This is a genomic window from Sphingomonas sp. GW821-FHT10F11 (assembly GCF_058809095.1).
Genome location: NZ_JBXASH010000003.1, coordinates 554,004 through 566,909 on the forward strand (window position 1 = coordinate 554,004; position 12,906 = coordinate 566,909).

At 67.6% G+C, this 12,906-nt stretch carries 14 protein-coding genes; 7 read left to right on the forward strand and 7 right to left on the reverse strand.

Annotated features, from left to right (window positions below):
- Positions 1 to 94: 94 nt before the first annotated feature.
- Both AC1RT8_RS13030 and AC1RT8_RS13035 read left to right on the forward strand, forming a co-directional pair.
- The gene (locus AC1RT8_RS13030; protein ID WP_493076075.1) at positions 95 to 1,336 is read left to right on the forward strand and encodes a TIGR04063 family PEP-CTERM/XrtA system glycosyltransferase; all 1,242 of its coding nucleotides are present in this window, start codon (positions 95 to 97) and stop codon (positions 1,334 to 1,336) included.
- Complete coding sequence (locus AC1RT8_RS13035; RefSeq protein ID WP_493076076.1) at positions 1,306 to 2,574, forward strand: hypothetical protein; 1,269 nt, start codon at positions 1,306 to 1,308, stop codon at positions 2,572 to 2,574. Before AC1RT8_RS13030 ends, AC1RT8_RS13035 begins: the two co-directional genes overlap by 31 nt.
- Before the next feature lie 3 nt (positions 2,575 to 2,577).
- Here AC1RT8_RS13035 and AC1RT8_RS13040 read toward each other — a convergent pair whose 3' ends face one another.
- The gene (locus AC1RT8_RS13040; RefSeq protein ID WP_493076077.1) at positions 2,578 to 2,889 is read right to left on the reverse strand and encodes a hypothetical protein; all 312 of its coding nucleotides are present in this window, start codon (positions 2,887 to 2,889) and stop codon (positions 2,578 to 2,580) included.
- Positions 2,886 to 3,065, reverse strand: a complete 180-nt coding sequence (locus AC1RT8_RS13045; protein WP_493076078.1) for a hypothetical protein — start codon at positions 3,063 to 3,065, stop codon at positions 2,886 to 2,888. Before AC1RT8_RS13045 ends, AC1RT8_RS13040 begins: the two co-directional genes overlap by 4 nt.
- Before the next feature lie 112 nt (positions 3,066 to 3,177).
- Between AC1RT8_RS13045 and AC1RT8_RS13050 the strand changes: the two genes are divergently transcribed.
- A complete protein-coding gene (locus AC1RT8_RS13050; RefSeq protein WP_493076079.1) occupies positions 3,178 to 3,792 on the forward strand; it encodes a S24 family peptidase in 615 nt (204 codons plus the stop codon).
- Positions 3,793 to 3,846: 54 nt separating this feature from the next.
- Here AC1RT8_RS13050 and AC1RT8_RS13055 read toward each other — a convergent pair whose 3' ends face one another.
- Positions 3,847 to 4,026, reverse strand: a complete 180-nt coding sequence (locus tag AC1RT8_RS13055; protein WP_493076081.1) for a hypothetical protein — start codon at positions 4,024 to 4,026, stop codon at positions 3,847 to 3,849.
- A gap of 166 nt (positions 4,027 to 4,192) precedes the next feature.
- On the opposite strand from AC1RT8_RS13055, the gene AC1RT8_RS13060 reads away from it, so the two are divergent.
- The 3 genes from AC1RT8_RS13060 to AC1RT8_RS13070 are packed head-to-tail and all read left to right on the forward strand — an operon-like array spanning position 4,193 to position 10,652.
- Complete coding sequence (locus tag AC1RT8_RS13060) at positions 4,193 to 4,405, forward strand: hypothetical protein (protein WP_372857121.1); 213 nt, start codon at positions 4,193 to 4,195, stop codon at positions 4,403 to 4,405.
- 53 nt (positions 4,406 to 4,458) lie between these two features.
- Positions 4,459 to 6,474, forward strand: a complete 2,016-nt coding sequence (locus AC1RT8_RS13065) for an autotransporter assembly complex protein TamA (protein WP_493076082.1) — start codon at positions 4,459 to 4,461, stop codon at positions 6,472 to 6,474.
- Positions 6,471 to 10,652 (forward strand): translocation/assembly module TamB domain-containing protein, encoded by a 4,182-nt coding sequence (locus tag AC1RT8_RS13070; protein WP_493076083.1) that lies wholly within the window; start codon positions 6,471 to 6,473, stop codon positions 10,650 to 10,652. Before AC1RT8_RS13065 ends, AC1RT8_RS13070 begins: the two co-directional genes overlap by 4 nt.
- Here the strand turns inward: AC1RT8_RS13070 and AC1RT8_RS13075 are convergent.
- The 3 genes from AC1RT8_RS13075 to AC1RT8_RS13085 all read right to left on the reverse strand — a co-directional run bounded on the left by AC1RT8_RS13075 (position 10,646) and on the right by AC1RT8_RS13085 (position 11,740).
- Complete coding sequence (locus AC1RT8_RS13075) at positions 10,646 to 11,050, reverse strand: PIN domain-containing protein (RefSeq protein WP_493076084.1); 405 nt, start codon at positions 11,048 to 11,050, stop codon at positions 10,646 to 10,648. The two genes, AC1RT8_RS13070 and AC1RT8_RS13075, sit on opposite strands and share 7 nt — an antisense overlap.
- A 3-nt stretch (positions 11,051 to 11,053) precedes the next feature.
- On the reverse strand, positions 11,054 to 11,311 hold the full coding sequence (locus AC1RT8_RS13080) for an antitoxin (RefSeq protein WP_372857125.1): 258 nt from the start codon (positions 11,309 to 11,311) through the stop codon (positions 11,054 to 11,056).
- A gap of 63 nt (positions 11,312 to 11,374) precedes the next feature.
- Positions 11,375 to 11,740, reverse strand: a complete 366-nt coding sequence (locus AC1RT8_RS13085) for a VOC family protein (protein ID WP_493076085.1) — start codon at positions 11,738 to 11,740, stop codon at positions 11,375 to 11,377.
- Positions 11,741 to 11,812: 72 nt separating this feature from the next.
- On the opposite strand from AC1RT8_RS13085, the gene AC1RT8_RS13090 reads away from it, so the two are divergent.
- Positions 11,813 to 12,091, forward strand: a complete 279-nt coding sequence (locus tag AC1RT8_RS13090) for a hypothetical protein (RefSeq protein ID WP_493076086.1) — start codon at positions 11,813 to 11,815, stop codon at positions 12,089 to 12,091.
- Here AC1RT8_RS13090 and AC1RT8_RS13095 read toward each other — a convergent pair.
- Complete coding sequence (locus tag AC1RT8_RS13095; RefSeq protein WP_493076087.1) at positions 12,088 to 12,900, reverse strand: ATP-grasp domain-containing protein; 813 nt, start codon at positions 12,898 to 12,900, stop codon at positions 12,088 to 12,090. The two genes, AC1RT8_RS13090 and AC1RT8_RS13095, sit on opposite strands and share 4 nt — an antisense overlap.
- Between the last annotated feature and the right edge of the window lie 6 nt (positions 12,901 to 12,906).

Genomic DNA, 12,906 nt, shown 5'->3' on the forward strand with positions numbered 1-12,906 from the left:
CCTTCGCCCTTTGCCTTACCCGTTCCGGAACGCGACATGGTTACTCCGGCGCGGGTTGAGGCTCCGTTAAGCAGTGGCGTGGCAAGGAATGCCTATGCGCATCCTCCATATCCTCGACCACGGCCTGCCCCTGCAGAGCGGCTACACCTTTCGTACGCGCGCCATCCTGAAGAGCCAGATGCGGCGCGGCTGGGAAGTCGCGGCGGTCACCGGTCCACGCCACGGCACGAGCCAGGCGGCCGAGGAGACGGTCGACGGGATCGATTTCTTCCGCACCAGGGCGCCGCGCAACTGGCCGAGCCCACTCGGCGAACTGCGCGAGATCAGTGCCTTCGCGAAGCGGATCGACGCGGTGGTGGACGAATTCCAGCCTGATATCCTCCATGCTCATTCGCCGGTACTCGACGCGGTCGCCGGCCTGCGCGTCGCGAAGAAGCGCAAGCTGCCCTTCGTCTACGAGATCCGCGCCTTCTGGGAGGATGCGGCGGTCGGCAACGGTACCGGACGCGAGGGATCGCTGCGCTACCGCGCCACCCGCGCGCTCGAAACCTGGGCGGTGCGCAAGGCCGATGCGGTCGCGGTGATCTGCGAGGGGCTGCGCCGCGATCTGGTGATGCGCGGCATCGACCAGTCGAAGATCTTCGTCTCGCCCAATGGCGTCGACCTGGAGATGTTCGGCGCGCCCCTGCCCTATGATCGCGCGCTGGCACAGTCGCTCGGGCTGGAAGGCGCGGAGGTGATCGGCTTCATCGGCAGCTTCTACGATTATGAGGGGCTTGACGATCTGATCGCGGCGATGCCGATGCTCGTCGCGTCGCGGCCCAGGGCGCATCTGCTGCTCGTCGGCGGCGGGCCGATGGAGGAGGCGCTGCGCGCCCAGGCGGCGTCATCGACGGTTTCCGGCCATATCCGCTTCATCGGCCGCGTGCCGCATGGCGAGGTCGATCGTTATTACAGCCTGACCGATATACTCGCCTATCCGCGCAAGCGCATGCGGCTGACCGATCTGGTCACGCCGCTGAAGCCGCTCGAAGCGATGGCGCAGCGCCGACTGGTCGCCGCGTCCGATGTCGGCGGTCACCGCGAGCTGATCCGCCACGGCGAAACCGGCACGCTTTTCCCGCCCGGGGATCCCGGTGCGATGGCGCGGAGCCTTGGCGGCCTGCTCGCCGATCGCGACATATGGGAGGCCCGGCGGGAGCGCGGACAGGCCTTTGTCGAAACCGAGCGAAACTGGTCGGTAAATGTCGGACGTTATGCTCCTGTTTACCAAAAACTTACCGAAAGCGTGCCATCCGGTAATGCATGGTCGACTCCACCCGCCGTCAACGCCTGAACCTCCCGGTCGCGCCGCTCGTCGCGGCGGTGATCGGCGGTGTCATCGCTCTCGTCTTCGCCCTGATCCCGACGGGCCTGCTCGAGGACCTCGTGATCGACAGCGGCATCGCCGCGGTGATCCAGGCCGCCGAGCCGCCGCTCGGCGTCACCGCCCGCGCGGTGCTGATCCTGGCGGCCGGCGGCGGCACCGCGCTGATCGCCTGGTTCGGGCTGTTCCTGCTGCTGGGCGACCGCGCCATCGTCGTGCAGAAGTCCGGCTCGGCCGAAGGCGACGAAGCGGCGCCGGTGCTGCGCCGCGCCGATGCCCATCCCGATGCGCCCGCGCGGCGGCCTTTGTCGGCCAATCGCGAGCTGGGTACGCCCTTCCTCGAGGTACGCGCGCATCGCCCGGTCCATACCAAGGCGGACGAGCCGGAGATCGAGGCCGAGTTCGACGAGCCGCCGGTGGAAGAGCCGGTCGAGCGTGATCTGCCGGCCGATCTCGACATGCCGCTCGCGGCCTATGATCCCCAGGCCATCCCCGATGAGCCGATCGACTGGGCCCCACAAACCGCACCGCTGCTGCGCACGCCGCGCCAGCAGGTGTTCGATCCGGGTGAGCGCTTCGAGACGTTCGAGCTGACGCCACTGGTTCGTCGCGCGGCGCCCGCGGTCGTTGTCGAGCCTGAGCCTGAGCCCATCCCGGCACCCGTTATAGTGCGCGCGCCGATCAGGGTCGTTGCGCCCCCGCCGGTTTCCGAGCCGATCGAGGCCTATGCGCCGGCGGTTCCCGTCTATGTGCCGGAGCCGATCCAGCTATCCGAGCCGGTTTACGCACCTGCCCCAATCGCGCCGCCCGAGCCGATGCCGGCCTTCGCCCCGACCGAGGCGCGCGCGCCCGAGCCGGCCCCCGAATCCGCCCCAGAACCCGCTTATGCGTCAGTGCCGATCGTCGCGCCCGAACCGATGCCGTCCTTCGCGCCGACCCCGTCGCGCGAGCCGGCGCAGTTCTTCCGGACCAAGAGCCCGCTCCGGCCCGCTCCGGCCAATCAGGAGCGGCCCTTCGCCCCGGTGCGGCCGCGCGCCTCGGCCCGGGTCGAGATGGACCCGTCGGCCAGCATCCATGCGTTGCTCGACCGGCTCGAGCGCGGTGTCGGCCGCCGCGAGACGATCGCGCCGCCGCCGCCGCCGCAGAATGAGGATTCGCTGCAGGAGGCGCTGGTCACGCTGCGCCGCCTCGCGACGACCCGCGGCTGAGGCTCACACCTCCACCGTCAACGCCTCGATCGTCATCGTCGCCACGCCGCCGGCGCGGGACACCCCGAGAACCACGATATCGGCGACCAGGTGGCCGCGCAACGGCAAGTCCGCTTCGGGCAAGGCGTCGAGCCATGTCTCGAGTGCGGGCGAGTCGGCGGCTTCGAGGCTCAGTTCGTGCCGGGCGCCGTTGAAGGTGGCGCTCGCCCAGCGTGTCCAGGTCGAGTCAATCATGCGCACGGGGCAGGCCGAGCGCTGTGAGGCGATTTCCAGGCTGCGGATGAGCAGGGTGGCCGCATCGGGGCCGCGGCTCATCGTTCGCGGCCCTGCGCGAGGAACGCCTCGATCCGCGCGAGCACGCGCGATCCGGGCTCGCGCCCGTTACGCAGGTCGCCGACCAGCCGCGGATCGTTGACCGCCAGCCGGCCGAATCGCGTCGGCGGCATTCCCGTCTTCTTTAGATACCGATCGATCTTTGCCAGCACCGACATCGCAGCCCTTCCCGAGTCTCTTGATTGTGTTCCCTTTCTGTTCCGTAATTTCCAACTTGTCTAGGAATTTTCCTATGCTATTGGAACAGGAATGGAGGCGACCGATCCTCGCATGGCTCTGGACCGTCTCGTCGAGGCGAGTGGAGAGAGCTATGCGGCGCTCTCGCGCATGCTCCACCGCAACCCGGCCTATCTCCAGCAATATGTGAAGCGCGGTACCCCACGCCTGCTGGCCGAGCGCGATCGCAAGCTTCTCGCCGGTTATTTCCGCGTCGACGAGGCAGTGCTGGGCGGGCCGGAAAGGCCGGCGATTCCGGCCGTCGCGCAGGTCCGCCGGCTCGACGTGGCGGCCTCGGCGGGGCCGGGCGGACTGGCCGAGGATGACCGTTTATTGGGCGGCGAGTTGTTCGATCCGCGCCTGCTCGCCTCGCTTGGCGTGCGCGAGGATGAAAGCGCGGTGCTGCGCGCCCAGGGCGATTCCATGTCGCCGACAATCGAGGACGGCGACCGCATGCTGATCGATGAGCGCGACCGGCGCGTCGTGACGAAGGGCGGCATCTTCGTCATCCGCATGGACGGCGCGCTGATGGTGAAACGCGTGGCGAAGGTGGGGGAATTGATCGCCATCACCAGCGACAATGAGGATTTCCCGCCGATAGCGTCGCGGGGGCCGGACGAGGTGGATGTGCTCGGCCGGGTCGTGTGGCTGTCGCGAGCGCTGCGTTAATTCCACCAGCCTTCGTCATGCCGGAACACGTCCGGGGTGACGTTGTGATTGTGGCTAACGCCGCAGGTTAAGCAGCCAGATCGCAATCGACAGCGCGATGCCGATCCCGGTGCCGATCAGCAATCCCGGGATGGGTTCATAGAGCAATTGGCCGATCACGGCGCCACCCAGGGCGCCCAACGCGATCAGGACGCCGCCGGCGAGCGGGGTACGGGTAGGGGGTTTGCTGGCCATGTCCCGCCTCTGCCATGTCCCGCTGCAGGACGCCAGCGTCCCGCCATGGGATCGGCGGGGCGGTGCCGAAACGGCCGTTTACCACTCGCCCCCGCCGCCACGCGCGATTCCCCGGATGTGGCACATGGCTTGAAGGCTTGAGGCCGGATCATTCCGGGGAGTCTCGATGTCGTACCTGCCGTATCTCGCCGATCGAGGCGAAGTCGCCGATGCCACCACGCTGATGGCGCTGTTCGGTGACGATGCCGGGCTCGAGGCGGCGGCGCGCGCTGACGAGAGCCGCGACATCGGCAATTATCTCCATTTCTGCCGCTGGCGGCAGATCGAGCGGCTGATCCTTCTCCTTTCGGCTGAAAGCGCGATCGGCACGGTTCACTGAGGGCGCGGACCAAGCCCCTGTCGCTGGCGGAGTTGAGCCGCTAGGACAGGGACATGTGGTTACCCGTCGGCGCGCGCGGCACGGTGTTGTGTGCCGCCGCAGGTCTTTTTGTCTGCACCGCGCCCTGCGTCCAAGCGCAGGATGGCGGGGCGGCGACCGCTCCCCAAATATCGCCACCGCAGTCCGCGCCACCGCAATCCGTGCCACCGCAGTCCTCTGGGCTCGATCCGCAATCGTCCCTCGCGCCGATGCCTGGCCTTGGCGTCGACTGGCCCGATCTCGACGCTGCCCCACCCGAACCCGTCGACCCGGCCGATTCCGCCGCCCAGACCGAGATGACCGGGGAATCGCGCTACAGCTACCGTATCGACGGTATCGATGCCGTCACCAGTCCGTTGCTCCACCAGCGCTTCCTCGGCCTCTCCACCCTGAAGGCGCATGAGGGCGAGCCGGCCAATGCCGCACAGCTCGACCGGCGCGCGCGCGAGGATTCGACCCTGCTCATCGGGCTGCTCCGCGCCGAAGGTTATTATGACGCGCGGGTCTCCACCCGCGTCGAACAGGCTGCCGGACGTCCGGTGGTGATACTCGATGCCGAGCCTGGCGTGATCTACAAGTTCGAGGGCGTCACGCTGGCCGGGGTAGGTGCTGCTGGCGACAAGGAACAGGGGCTGCGCGAGGCCTTTGGCGTAAAGGCCGACGACGTGGTCAATGCCGACCGGATCGCGGCGGGCGAGGCGCAATTGCGCACCACCATCGGCCAACAGGGCTTCCCCTTTGCCGAGGTGGGCGAACCCGAGATCGTCGTCGATCACGCGACCCACACCGCGACCCTGGCGATGACGGTCGAGCCGGGCGGAGAGAAGCGCTTCGGCACGGTAACCACGGCGGCCGACAACAAGGTGTTCAATGCGAAGCACATCCTGGAGATCGCCCGCTTCAAGCCGGGCGAGCCCTATAATGCCGCGTCGCTGGACGATCTGCGTCGCGCGCTGATCCAGACCAGCCTGGTCTCCACCGTCGAGATCAAGCCGGTGCAGACCGCCGACCCGAATGTGGTCGACATCGATGTCGGGCTCACGCCGGCACCGCCGCGCACCATCGCGGGCGAAATCGGCTATGGCACCGGCGAAGGCGCGCGCGCCGAGGTGAGCTGGACCCATCGCAACCTGTTCCCGCCCGAGGGCGCGCTGACCCTGCGCGGCGTGCTCGGCACCGAGGAACAGCTCGCCAGTGTCGTGTTCCGGCGCAACAATTTCCATGCGCGGGATCGGGTGCTGACCGGCCAGATCGTCGCGTCCAACCTGACGCGCGACGCCTATCAGGCGAAGACCTTCTCGATATCGGGCAGCCTTGAGAGGCAGACCAACATCTTCTTCCAGAAGAAATGGACCTGGTCGCTCGGTGCCGAACTGGCCGCCTCGGATGAGCGCGACGTGATCGTCTCGACCGGTGCGCCACGCCGCCGCACCTTCTTCATCGGCGCGCTCCCGACGACCTTGACCTATGACGGATCGGACGATCTGCTCAATCCGACCAGGGGGTTCAGGCTGGGCGGGCGGCTGTCGCCCGAGATCTCGCTGGAGGGACAGGCCTTTGGTTACGCCCGGCTGCAGTTCGATGCGAGCGCCTATCAGTCGGTCAGCGACCGGATCGTGATGGCGGGGCGCGTGCGGCTGGGCACGATCGCCGGCGCGCCGCGCGACGCGATCGCGCCGTCGCGGCGCTTCTATGCTGGCGGCGGTGCCTCGGTGCGCGGCTACGGCTATCAGAGCATCGGCCCGCGCGACCCCAATAACGATCCGATCGGCGGGCGCAGCCTGACCGAATTCTCGATCGAGGCCCGCGTAAAGGCGTTCGGCAATTTCGGCGTGGTGCCGTTCCTCGACGGCGGGAACATCTACACTTCGCCCTTGCCCAAATTCACCCAGTTCCGTTTCGGCACCGGCATCGGCGTGCGCTATTATTCGAGCTTCGGGCCGATCCGCATCGATGTCGGCACGCCGATCAACCGCCAGCCCGGGGATTCGCGCATTGCAGTCTATGTCTCGCTGGGGCAGGCCTTTTGACCGAGGAAGCCGCGCCTTCCCCGGCCGCAGAGGCAGCGCCCCCTGCGGCCGTCAAGCCGCGCCGCCGCTGGTGGCGCTGGCTGGCCGGCGGCGTGCTGGGCCTGGTCGCCCTGCTGCTGGTGGGGTTGGCGGTGCTCGATACCGCCATCGGCCATCGCTGGGTGGCGGACCGGATCGCGGCCCTCAGGCCGTCCAACGGGCTGCGCTACAGCGTCGGGCGGATCGAAGGATCGCTCTTCTCGAAGGCGCGCCTGATCGATGTCCGGATCTCCGATCCCAAGGGCCTGATCTTCTACGCCCCGCGCGCGGAACTGAGCTGGGTGCCCTTCGCCTGGCTCGACAATCGGCTGCACATCCGCAGCCTCGTCATCCCGCGCGCGACTCTCGCCAAGCTTCCCCAGACGATCCGTACCGGCAAGGCCGGGCCGCTGCTGCCCGCCTTCGACATCCGCATCGGCGAATTGCGCATCGACCGGCTGGCGGTTTCGCCGAAGATCACCGGCGTGGCGCGGACCGGGCGGCTGGCCGGGCGGGCCGAGATCCATGCCGGCCGAGCGCTGGTCGATCTCAACGCGGTGGTCGAAGGCAGCGACACGTTGACCTTGAAGCTCGACGCCGAGCCCGATCGCAACAAGTTCGACGCGGATATCCATGCCCGGGGTAGTGCGACCGGGGTTCTCGCGAAGCTCGCCGGTTTCGCGCGTCCGATCGCGCTCGACATTTCGGGCGACGGCACCTGGACCGCCTGGAAGGGCATGGCACGCGCCGATATCGGTGATGTCCGGCTGATCGATCTCGCGCTGACCAATCGTTCGGGCAGCTATGCGCTGTCCGGCACGCTCAATCCGGCGCCGCTGACCAAGGGCAAGCTCCAGCGCCTGACGACGCCCCGCGTGATCGTCACCGGCGCGGCGACCCTGGCCGACCGGCGGCTCGACGGCACGCTCAACCTCCGCTCGGCCGCTGTGGTGATCGACACGGTCGGCACGGTCGATCTGGGGCAGGGCGCCTATCGCAATCTGCGAATCCATGCCCGGCTGCTCCAGCCCAAGGCGCTGTTCCCCAATATGAGCGGGCGCGGGATCGAACTGCGTGCGATCCTCGACGGCGTCTTCGCCACCGCGCATTTCGACTATCGCCTGACCGCCGATCGCTTCGCTTTCGACCAGACCGGGTTCGAGGTCGCGCGCGCCGGGGGTGCGGGCAATTTCTCGAAACAGCCGGTCAAGGTGCCGATTCGCTTCACCGCGGCGCGAGTGACCGGCGTCGGCGATGTCGCGGGCGGCATTTTGCGCAATCTCAGCGTCGAGGGCGTGCTGCGCATCACCAGCAAGTTCGTCACCGGCGACGATCTCCGCGTGAAGTCGGACAAGCTGACCGGACGAATCAACCTGATCCTCGATCTGGCGACCGGCAAGTTCGAGGTCGGCATCAACGGCATGCTCGGACGCTATCTGATCCCCGGCCTCGGCATCGTCGACGTCAAATCCACCCTGCGCGTCGTGCCCGGCCCCGGCGGGCGCGGCACCAGAGTGATCGGCACCGGCACGGCGCAGATGGTGCGGCTCGACAACGCGTTCTTCCGCTCGCTCACCGGCGGCCTGCCGAAGATCGTCACCGGGCTCGAGCGAACGCCCGACGGCATTCTCCATCTCAACAACCTCGTCCTGACCTCGCCCTCGCTGCGGCTCGCCGGCAACGGCATCCGCCGGCGCGACGGCACCTTCCATTTCGAGGGGCGCGGGACCCAGGCGACTTACGGCCCGCTGACCCTGAAGCTCGACGGCAAGATCGAGCGGCCGACGCTCGACCTGGTGTTCGAGCGGCCCAATGACTCGATGGGACTGAGCAATGTCGTCGCGCATCTCGATCCGACCGCGCGCGGCTTCGCCTTCACCGCGCGGGGCGGATCGCGGCTTGGGCCGTTCGACGGCAAGGGCGAGATCCTGTTACCGCCGGGCGGCGGCGGATCGATCCAGATCGACGAACTGAACGTCAGCGGCAGCAAGGCGAGCGGTACGCTGGCGATCGTCGATGGCGGGTTCGACGGACGGCTCGCGATTGCGGGCGGCGGACTGTCGGGCGAATTGCTGTTCCGTCCCGTCGGCACAATCCAGCGGATCGAGGCGCACATCGATATCGCGGCCGCCAAGCTCGCCAACAACATCACGTTGCGCCGTGGGCGGATCGACGCGGTGATGCTGCTCGATCCCGCGGGGACCTCGATCGAGGCGACCGCGACGGGCGCGGGGCTTCGGCGCGGCACGCTGTCGCTCGGGCGGTTCGCGGCCAATATCTCGCTACGCGGCGGGCGCGGGCAGATCCGTGCCTCGATCGCCGGCTCGCGCGGGCGGGCCTTCGACATCCAGACGGTGACCGAGGTGACGTCCGACAGCTTCGCCTTGTCGGCGCAGGGCACACTCGATCGCCGCCCGATCAAGCTGGTGACACCAGCGATATTCACCCGCGAGGGCGATGGCTGGCGGCTGGCACCGACGAAGCTGAGTTTTGCGGGCGGCGAGGCGCAGGTCGCGGGCCGGTTCACCGGTGGCTCGAGCGCGGTCGACGCGACCCTGTCGCGCATGCCGCTCTCGATCCTCGATATCGGCTATCCAGGGCTCGGGCTGGGCGGCACTGCCTCGGGCAAGCTCTCCTTCGCGCAAGGACACGGCACCGCGCCGACCGGCCGGGTCGATATGACAGTGCGCGGACTCACCCGGTCGGGGCTGATCCTGTCGTCGCAGCCGGTCGATGTCGGCATTGCCGGTATCCTCCAGCCGGGCAAGGCCGCCGCGCGCGCCGTCGCGAAGAGCGGCGGCAAGACGGTGGGCCGGGCCCAGGCCCAGCTTACCCTGTCGGGCTCGGGCGACCTGCCCACTCAGTTCGCCAATGCCGGGCTGTTCGCGCAGCTTCGCTATGACGGGCCAGCCGATACGCTTTGGCGGCTCACCGGCATGGAGCTGTTCGATCTGACCGGCCCGGTGGCCATCGGCGCCGATCTCGGCGGCAAGGTCAACGATCCGCAGATTCGCGGCGTGGTCGAGGCGAAGAACGCGCGGATCGAAAGCGGGGTGACCGGCACCCTGCTCACCAACGTCCAGGCCACCGGTCGTTTCGGCGGATCGCGGCTGGTGATCGACAGGTTCGCGGCGGACGCGGGCAAGGGCGGGCGAGTCACCGGCACCGGCACCTTCGACCTGGCGGCCGCCAACGGCTTCGGCATCGACCTCGCGATCCGCGCCGACAATGCGGTGATGATCAACCGCGACGATATCGGCGCGACCGTCACTGGCCCGCTCACGATCAAGTCGGATGGGCAGGGCGGGGTGATCGGCGGGGATCTGCTGCTCAACAAGAGCCGCTACCGCCTCGGCCAGGCGACCGCGGCGAGCGCGGTGCCGCAGCTCAACATCCGTGAGATCAACCTGCCGGGCGGCGGCGAGGAAGACGATGTGCCGCGCAAGCCATGGCGGCTGGCGATCAAGGCGCGCGCGCGCGACCAGCTGATCGTCAGCGGCCTGGGGCTCAACAGCGAATGGTCTGCCGATCTCCAGATCGGCGGCGCGCCCGACAATCCCGCGATCAACGGGCGGGCCGATCTGGTCCGCGGCGATTATGAATTCGCCGGCCGCCAGTTCGAGCTGGAGCGCGGGCGCATCCTGTTCGTCGGCGAGGTGCCGGCCAACCCGTCGCTCGATATCGCCGCCAACGCCGATTCGACCGGGCTGAGCGCGACGATCCGGGTGACCGGCTATGCCCAGAAACCGGAGATCAGCTTCACCAGCACGCCGGCGCTGCCCGAGGACGAGTTGCTGTCGCGGCTGTTGTTCGGCACCTCGATCACCAACCTGTCGGCGCCCGAGGCGCTGCAACTTGCAGCAGCAGTGGCGGCGCTGCGCGACGGCAGCGGTGGGTTGAACCCGATCAACGCCGTACGCCGCGCGGCGGGCCTCGACCGGCTGCGTATCCTTCCCGCCGATCCGCAGACCGGCGCCGGTACCTCGGTCGCGGCCGGCAAATACATCACCCGCCGGCTGTTCGCCGAGATCATCACCGACGGCGCGGGCTATTCGGCGACCCAGGTCGAGTTCCAGGTCACGCGCTGGCTGTCGATCCTGTCGAGCATCTCCACCCTCGGCCGCCAGAGCGCGAACCTCAGGGTATCGAAGGATTATTGAGGCGTAGGGTTTGGCCAGATTTCGAGGTCGAGGCCTGGAATGTCTCGGAAATCGTCGCCGTTGATGGTGATCAGCGTTAGACCGTGAACGATGGCGGTGGCCGCGATCATGCGATCGGTTACGCGGCGTCGCGAATAGCCGCGAACGGCAAGTATGTCACGATAGACTGATGCCATGCTGGCAGTGAAATCATGGACATGAAGCGCCGAAAGCAACGCATCGGCTGTTTCTCGACGCTTCGCCGTCAGCTCCGGAACGGCGTACACGCCACCTTCAAGTTCTATTTGCGTCAGGATGGAAATCGATGGCGGAGAAGCCAGCATTTCGTACCGCCCGATGATCGTCGAATCACCATCGCGCAAATGGATTGCGATGTTGGTATCGATCAGGGCCCGCAACGCTTACAGGCCGGGCCGGTCAGGGAATTCAATCGGTTCGCGAACCTGGATTTCGCCGACCGGGCCGAGCGCGCGGAGCTTTGCGACCAGATCGGCGACCTTGCGCTTCTCTTCGACAGGGTCGATCATCGGCTGGACCTTCACTCCAGTGCCGTCGCGTTCCACGGTAACGGACAAGCCCGCCTCAAAACCAAATTCGGCTGGCAAGCGCACCGCGACACTATTGCCGCTCTTGAATATCTTGGTTCGGACCACGCCCATCGCCAACTCCTGTCTATACACGTATATACAAGGTTGGTGGTGCCCTCGCAACCGACTCCCAATCTACCGGCTCGACATGATGAACTGGTTCCCGTCGGGGTCGCGAAACCGCGCGAAGGTTCCCCAGGGCTGTTTCTCCGGCGGGCCGTCGAATTCCACCCCGCGCTCGCTCAACTGGCGATAGCTGTAGTCGACATCGTCGCAGGCGAAGGAGCCGTTGAAGAAGCTGCCGATCCTGTCCTGATGGCCGTCGGGCGTGAACAGTACCACGCTGGTTTCCGCGCCCGGAATGCCCAGCTCGATCCAGCGCTGGGTCTCGCCCATCGGCTGGTCGGTCACCACGCGGAACCCCATCTTCGTCGTCCAGAAATCGAGCGCGCGGTCCTGGTCCGTCGTGGGGATGCTCACGAACTTCACCATCTTGATCATCGCCGTCTCCTTTGTCCGCGAATCTAGCCATGGGGCTTGCAGGCGGGGAGGGGTGCAGGCATTGCTATGGCAATGAATGCCATATCACTCGACCCCTATGTGATCGACACGCTGATGGGCGACCTGGTCGGCCATGATCGCCGGCCGTCGGCCTTCCTCGTCTATCTGCTGATCGAGGCGAGCGGCGCAGAGGCGCTGAGCTATGCGGTCATGGCCGAACGCACCGGCCTGTCGCGCCGTTCCTGCCAGGCGGCCGTCGCCCATCTCGAACGCCGCCGCCTGATCGAGGCGGTGCGCCGCGCGGAGAATGAGGCGGCGATCTACCGCCCGCTTCGTCCCTGGCGGCGTTAGAGCCGCGCTGTCACAGCGTCCGCCAGTCGGCCGGGTAATTCCGGCGCCATATGCGGATAAAGGTCCGGCTCGATCGCTTCCAGCTCCATCAACGCCAGGCTGCCATCCGCTAGCCGCAGCAGATCGACCCGGGCGTACAACGATGGTTCGGGCAGGGCGGCGATCACGGTCTCCGCCTGCGCCAGCTGCGACGCTTCGGGCTCGAACCGGCTGAACTGCCCACCGAATTGCGGCTGGATGCGGAAATCGCCCTGCTTCGCCACCTTGCGCACCGCGTGACTGAAGACGCCACCGATGAACAGGAAGGAGAGCTCGCCCTCGCCCGAAACGGCCGGCACGAACGGCTGGATGATCGCATCGTCGAGCGGCTCGATCGCATCGTCCGGCTTGACGCGCACCGTGCAGAAGCTGCCGCCGGAGACCTGCGGCTTCACCACCAGCTCCGCGGCGCCGAACCGCTCGAACGCCGCCGCCACGCTGTCGTCATCGGCATGGCCGAACCAGCTCGGCACGATCGGAATGCCCGCGGCCTCGAGTTCAAGCAGATAGGTCTTCCGCGTGTTCCAGGCGAGCAGCGCCGGGCCGTTGAGCAGCAACCGCTCCGCCGGCCAGGTAGCGAGCATCGCCTCCCAGCGCGCGACGTCGAGATGATAGCCCCAGGAGAACAGCGCGAGCGTCGTATCGCCGTCCCCCGGCCCCAGGTCCCAGGGTCGGGTGGCGAGCGTCATCCCGCGCGCCGCAAAGGCCTTGCGATACTGGTCGAGAATCTCCGCCGCCGCCGCGCCATAGTCGCTGGCGGCGGTCGGCATCAGCAC

Coding starts and splice junctions, on each gene's coding strand:
- AC1RT8_RS13030 (WP_493076075.1), top strand. CDS start 95: ATGCGCATCCTCCATATCCTCGACCACGGCCTGCCCCTGCAGAGCGGC.
- AC1RT8_RS13035 (WP_493076076.1), top strand. CDS start 1,306: ATGGTCGACTCCACCCGCCGTCAACGCCTGAACCTCCCGGTCGCGCCG.
- AC1RT8_RS13040 (WP_493076077.1), bottom strand. CDS start 2,889: ATGAGCCGCGGCCCCGATGCGGCCACCCTGCTCATCCGCAGCCTGGAA.
- AC1RT8_RS13045 (WP_493076078.1), bottom strand. CDS start 3,065: ATGTCGGTGCTGGCAAAGATCGATCGGTATCTAAAGAAGACGGGAATG.
- AC1RT8_RS13050 (WP_493076079.1), top strand. CDS start 3,178: ATGGCTCTGGACCGTCTCGTCGAGGCGAGTGGAGAGAGCTATGCGGCG.
- AC1RT8_RS13055 (WP_493076081.1), bottom strand. CDS start 4,026: ATGGCCAGCAAACCCCCTACCCGTACCCCGCTCGCCGGCGGCGTCCTG.
- AC1RT8_RS13060 (WP_372857121.1), top strand. CDS start 4,193: ATGTCGTACCTGCCGTATCTCGCCGATCGAGGCGAAGTCGCCGATGCC.
- AC1RT8_RS13065 (WP_493076082.1), top strand. CDS start 4,459: ATGTGGTTACCCGTCGGCGCGCGCGGCACGGTGTTGTGTGCCGCCGCA.
- AC1RT8_RS13080 (WP_372857125.1), bottom strand. CDS start 11,311: ATGGGCGTGGTCCGAACCAAGATATTCAAGAGCGGCAATAGTGTCGCG.
- AC1RT8_RS13085 (WP_493076085.1), bottom strand. CDS start 11,740: ATGATCAAGATGGTGAAGTTCGTGAGCATCCCCACGACGGACCAGGAC.
- AC1RT8_RS13090 (WP_493076086.1), top strand. CDS start 11,813: ATGAATGCCATATCACTCGACCCCTATGTGATCGACACGCTGATGGGC.
- AC1RT8_RS13095 (WP_493076087.1), bottom strand. CDS start 12,900: ATGCCGACCGCCGCCAGCGACTATGGCGCGGCGGCGGCGGAGATTCTC.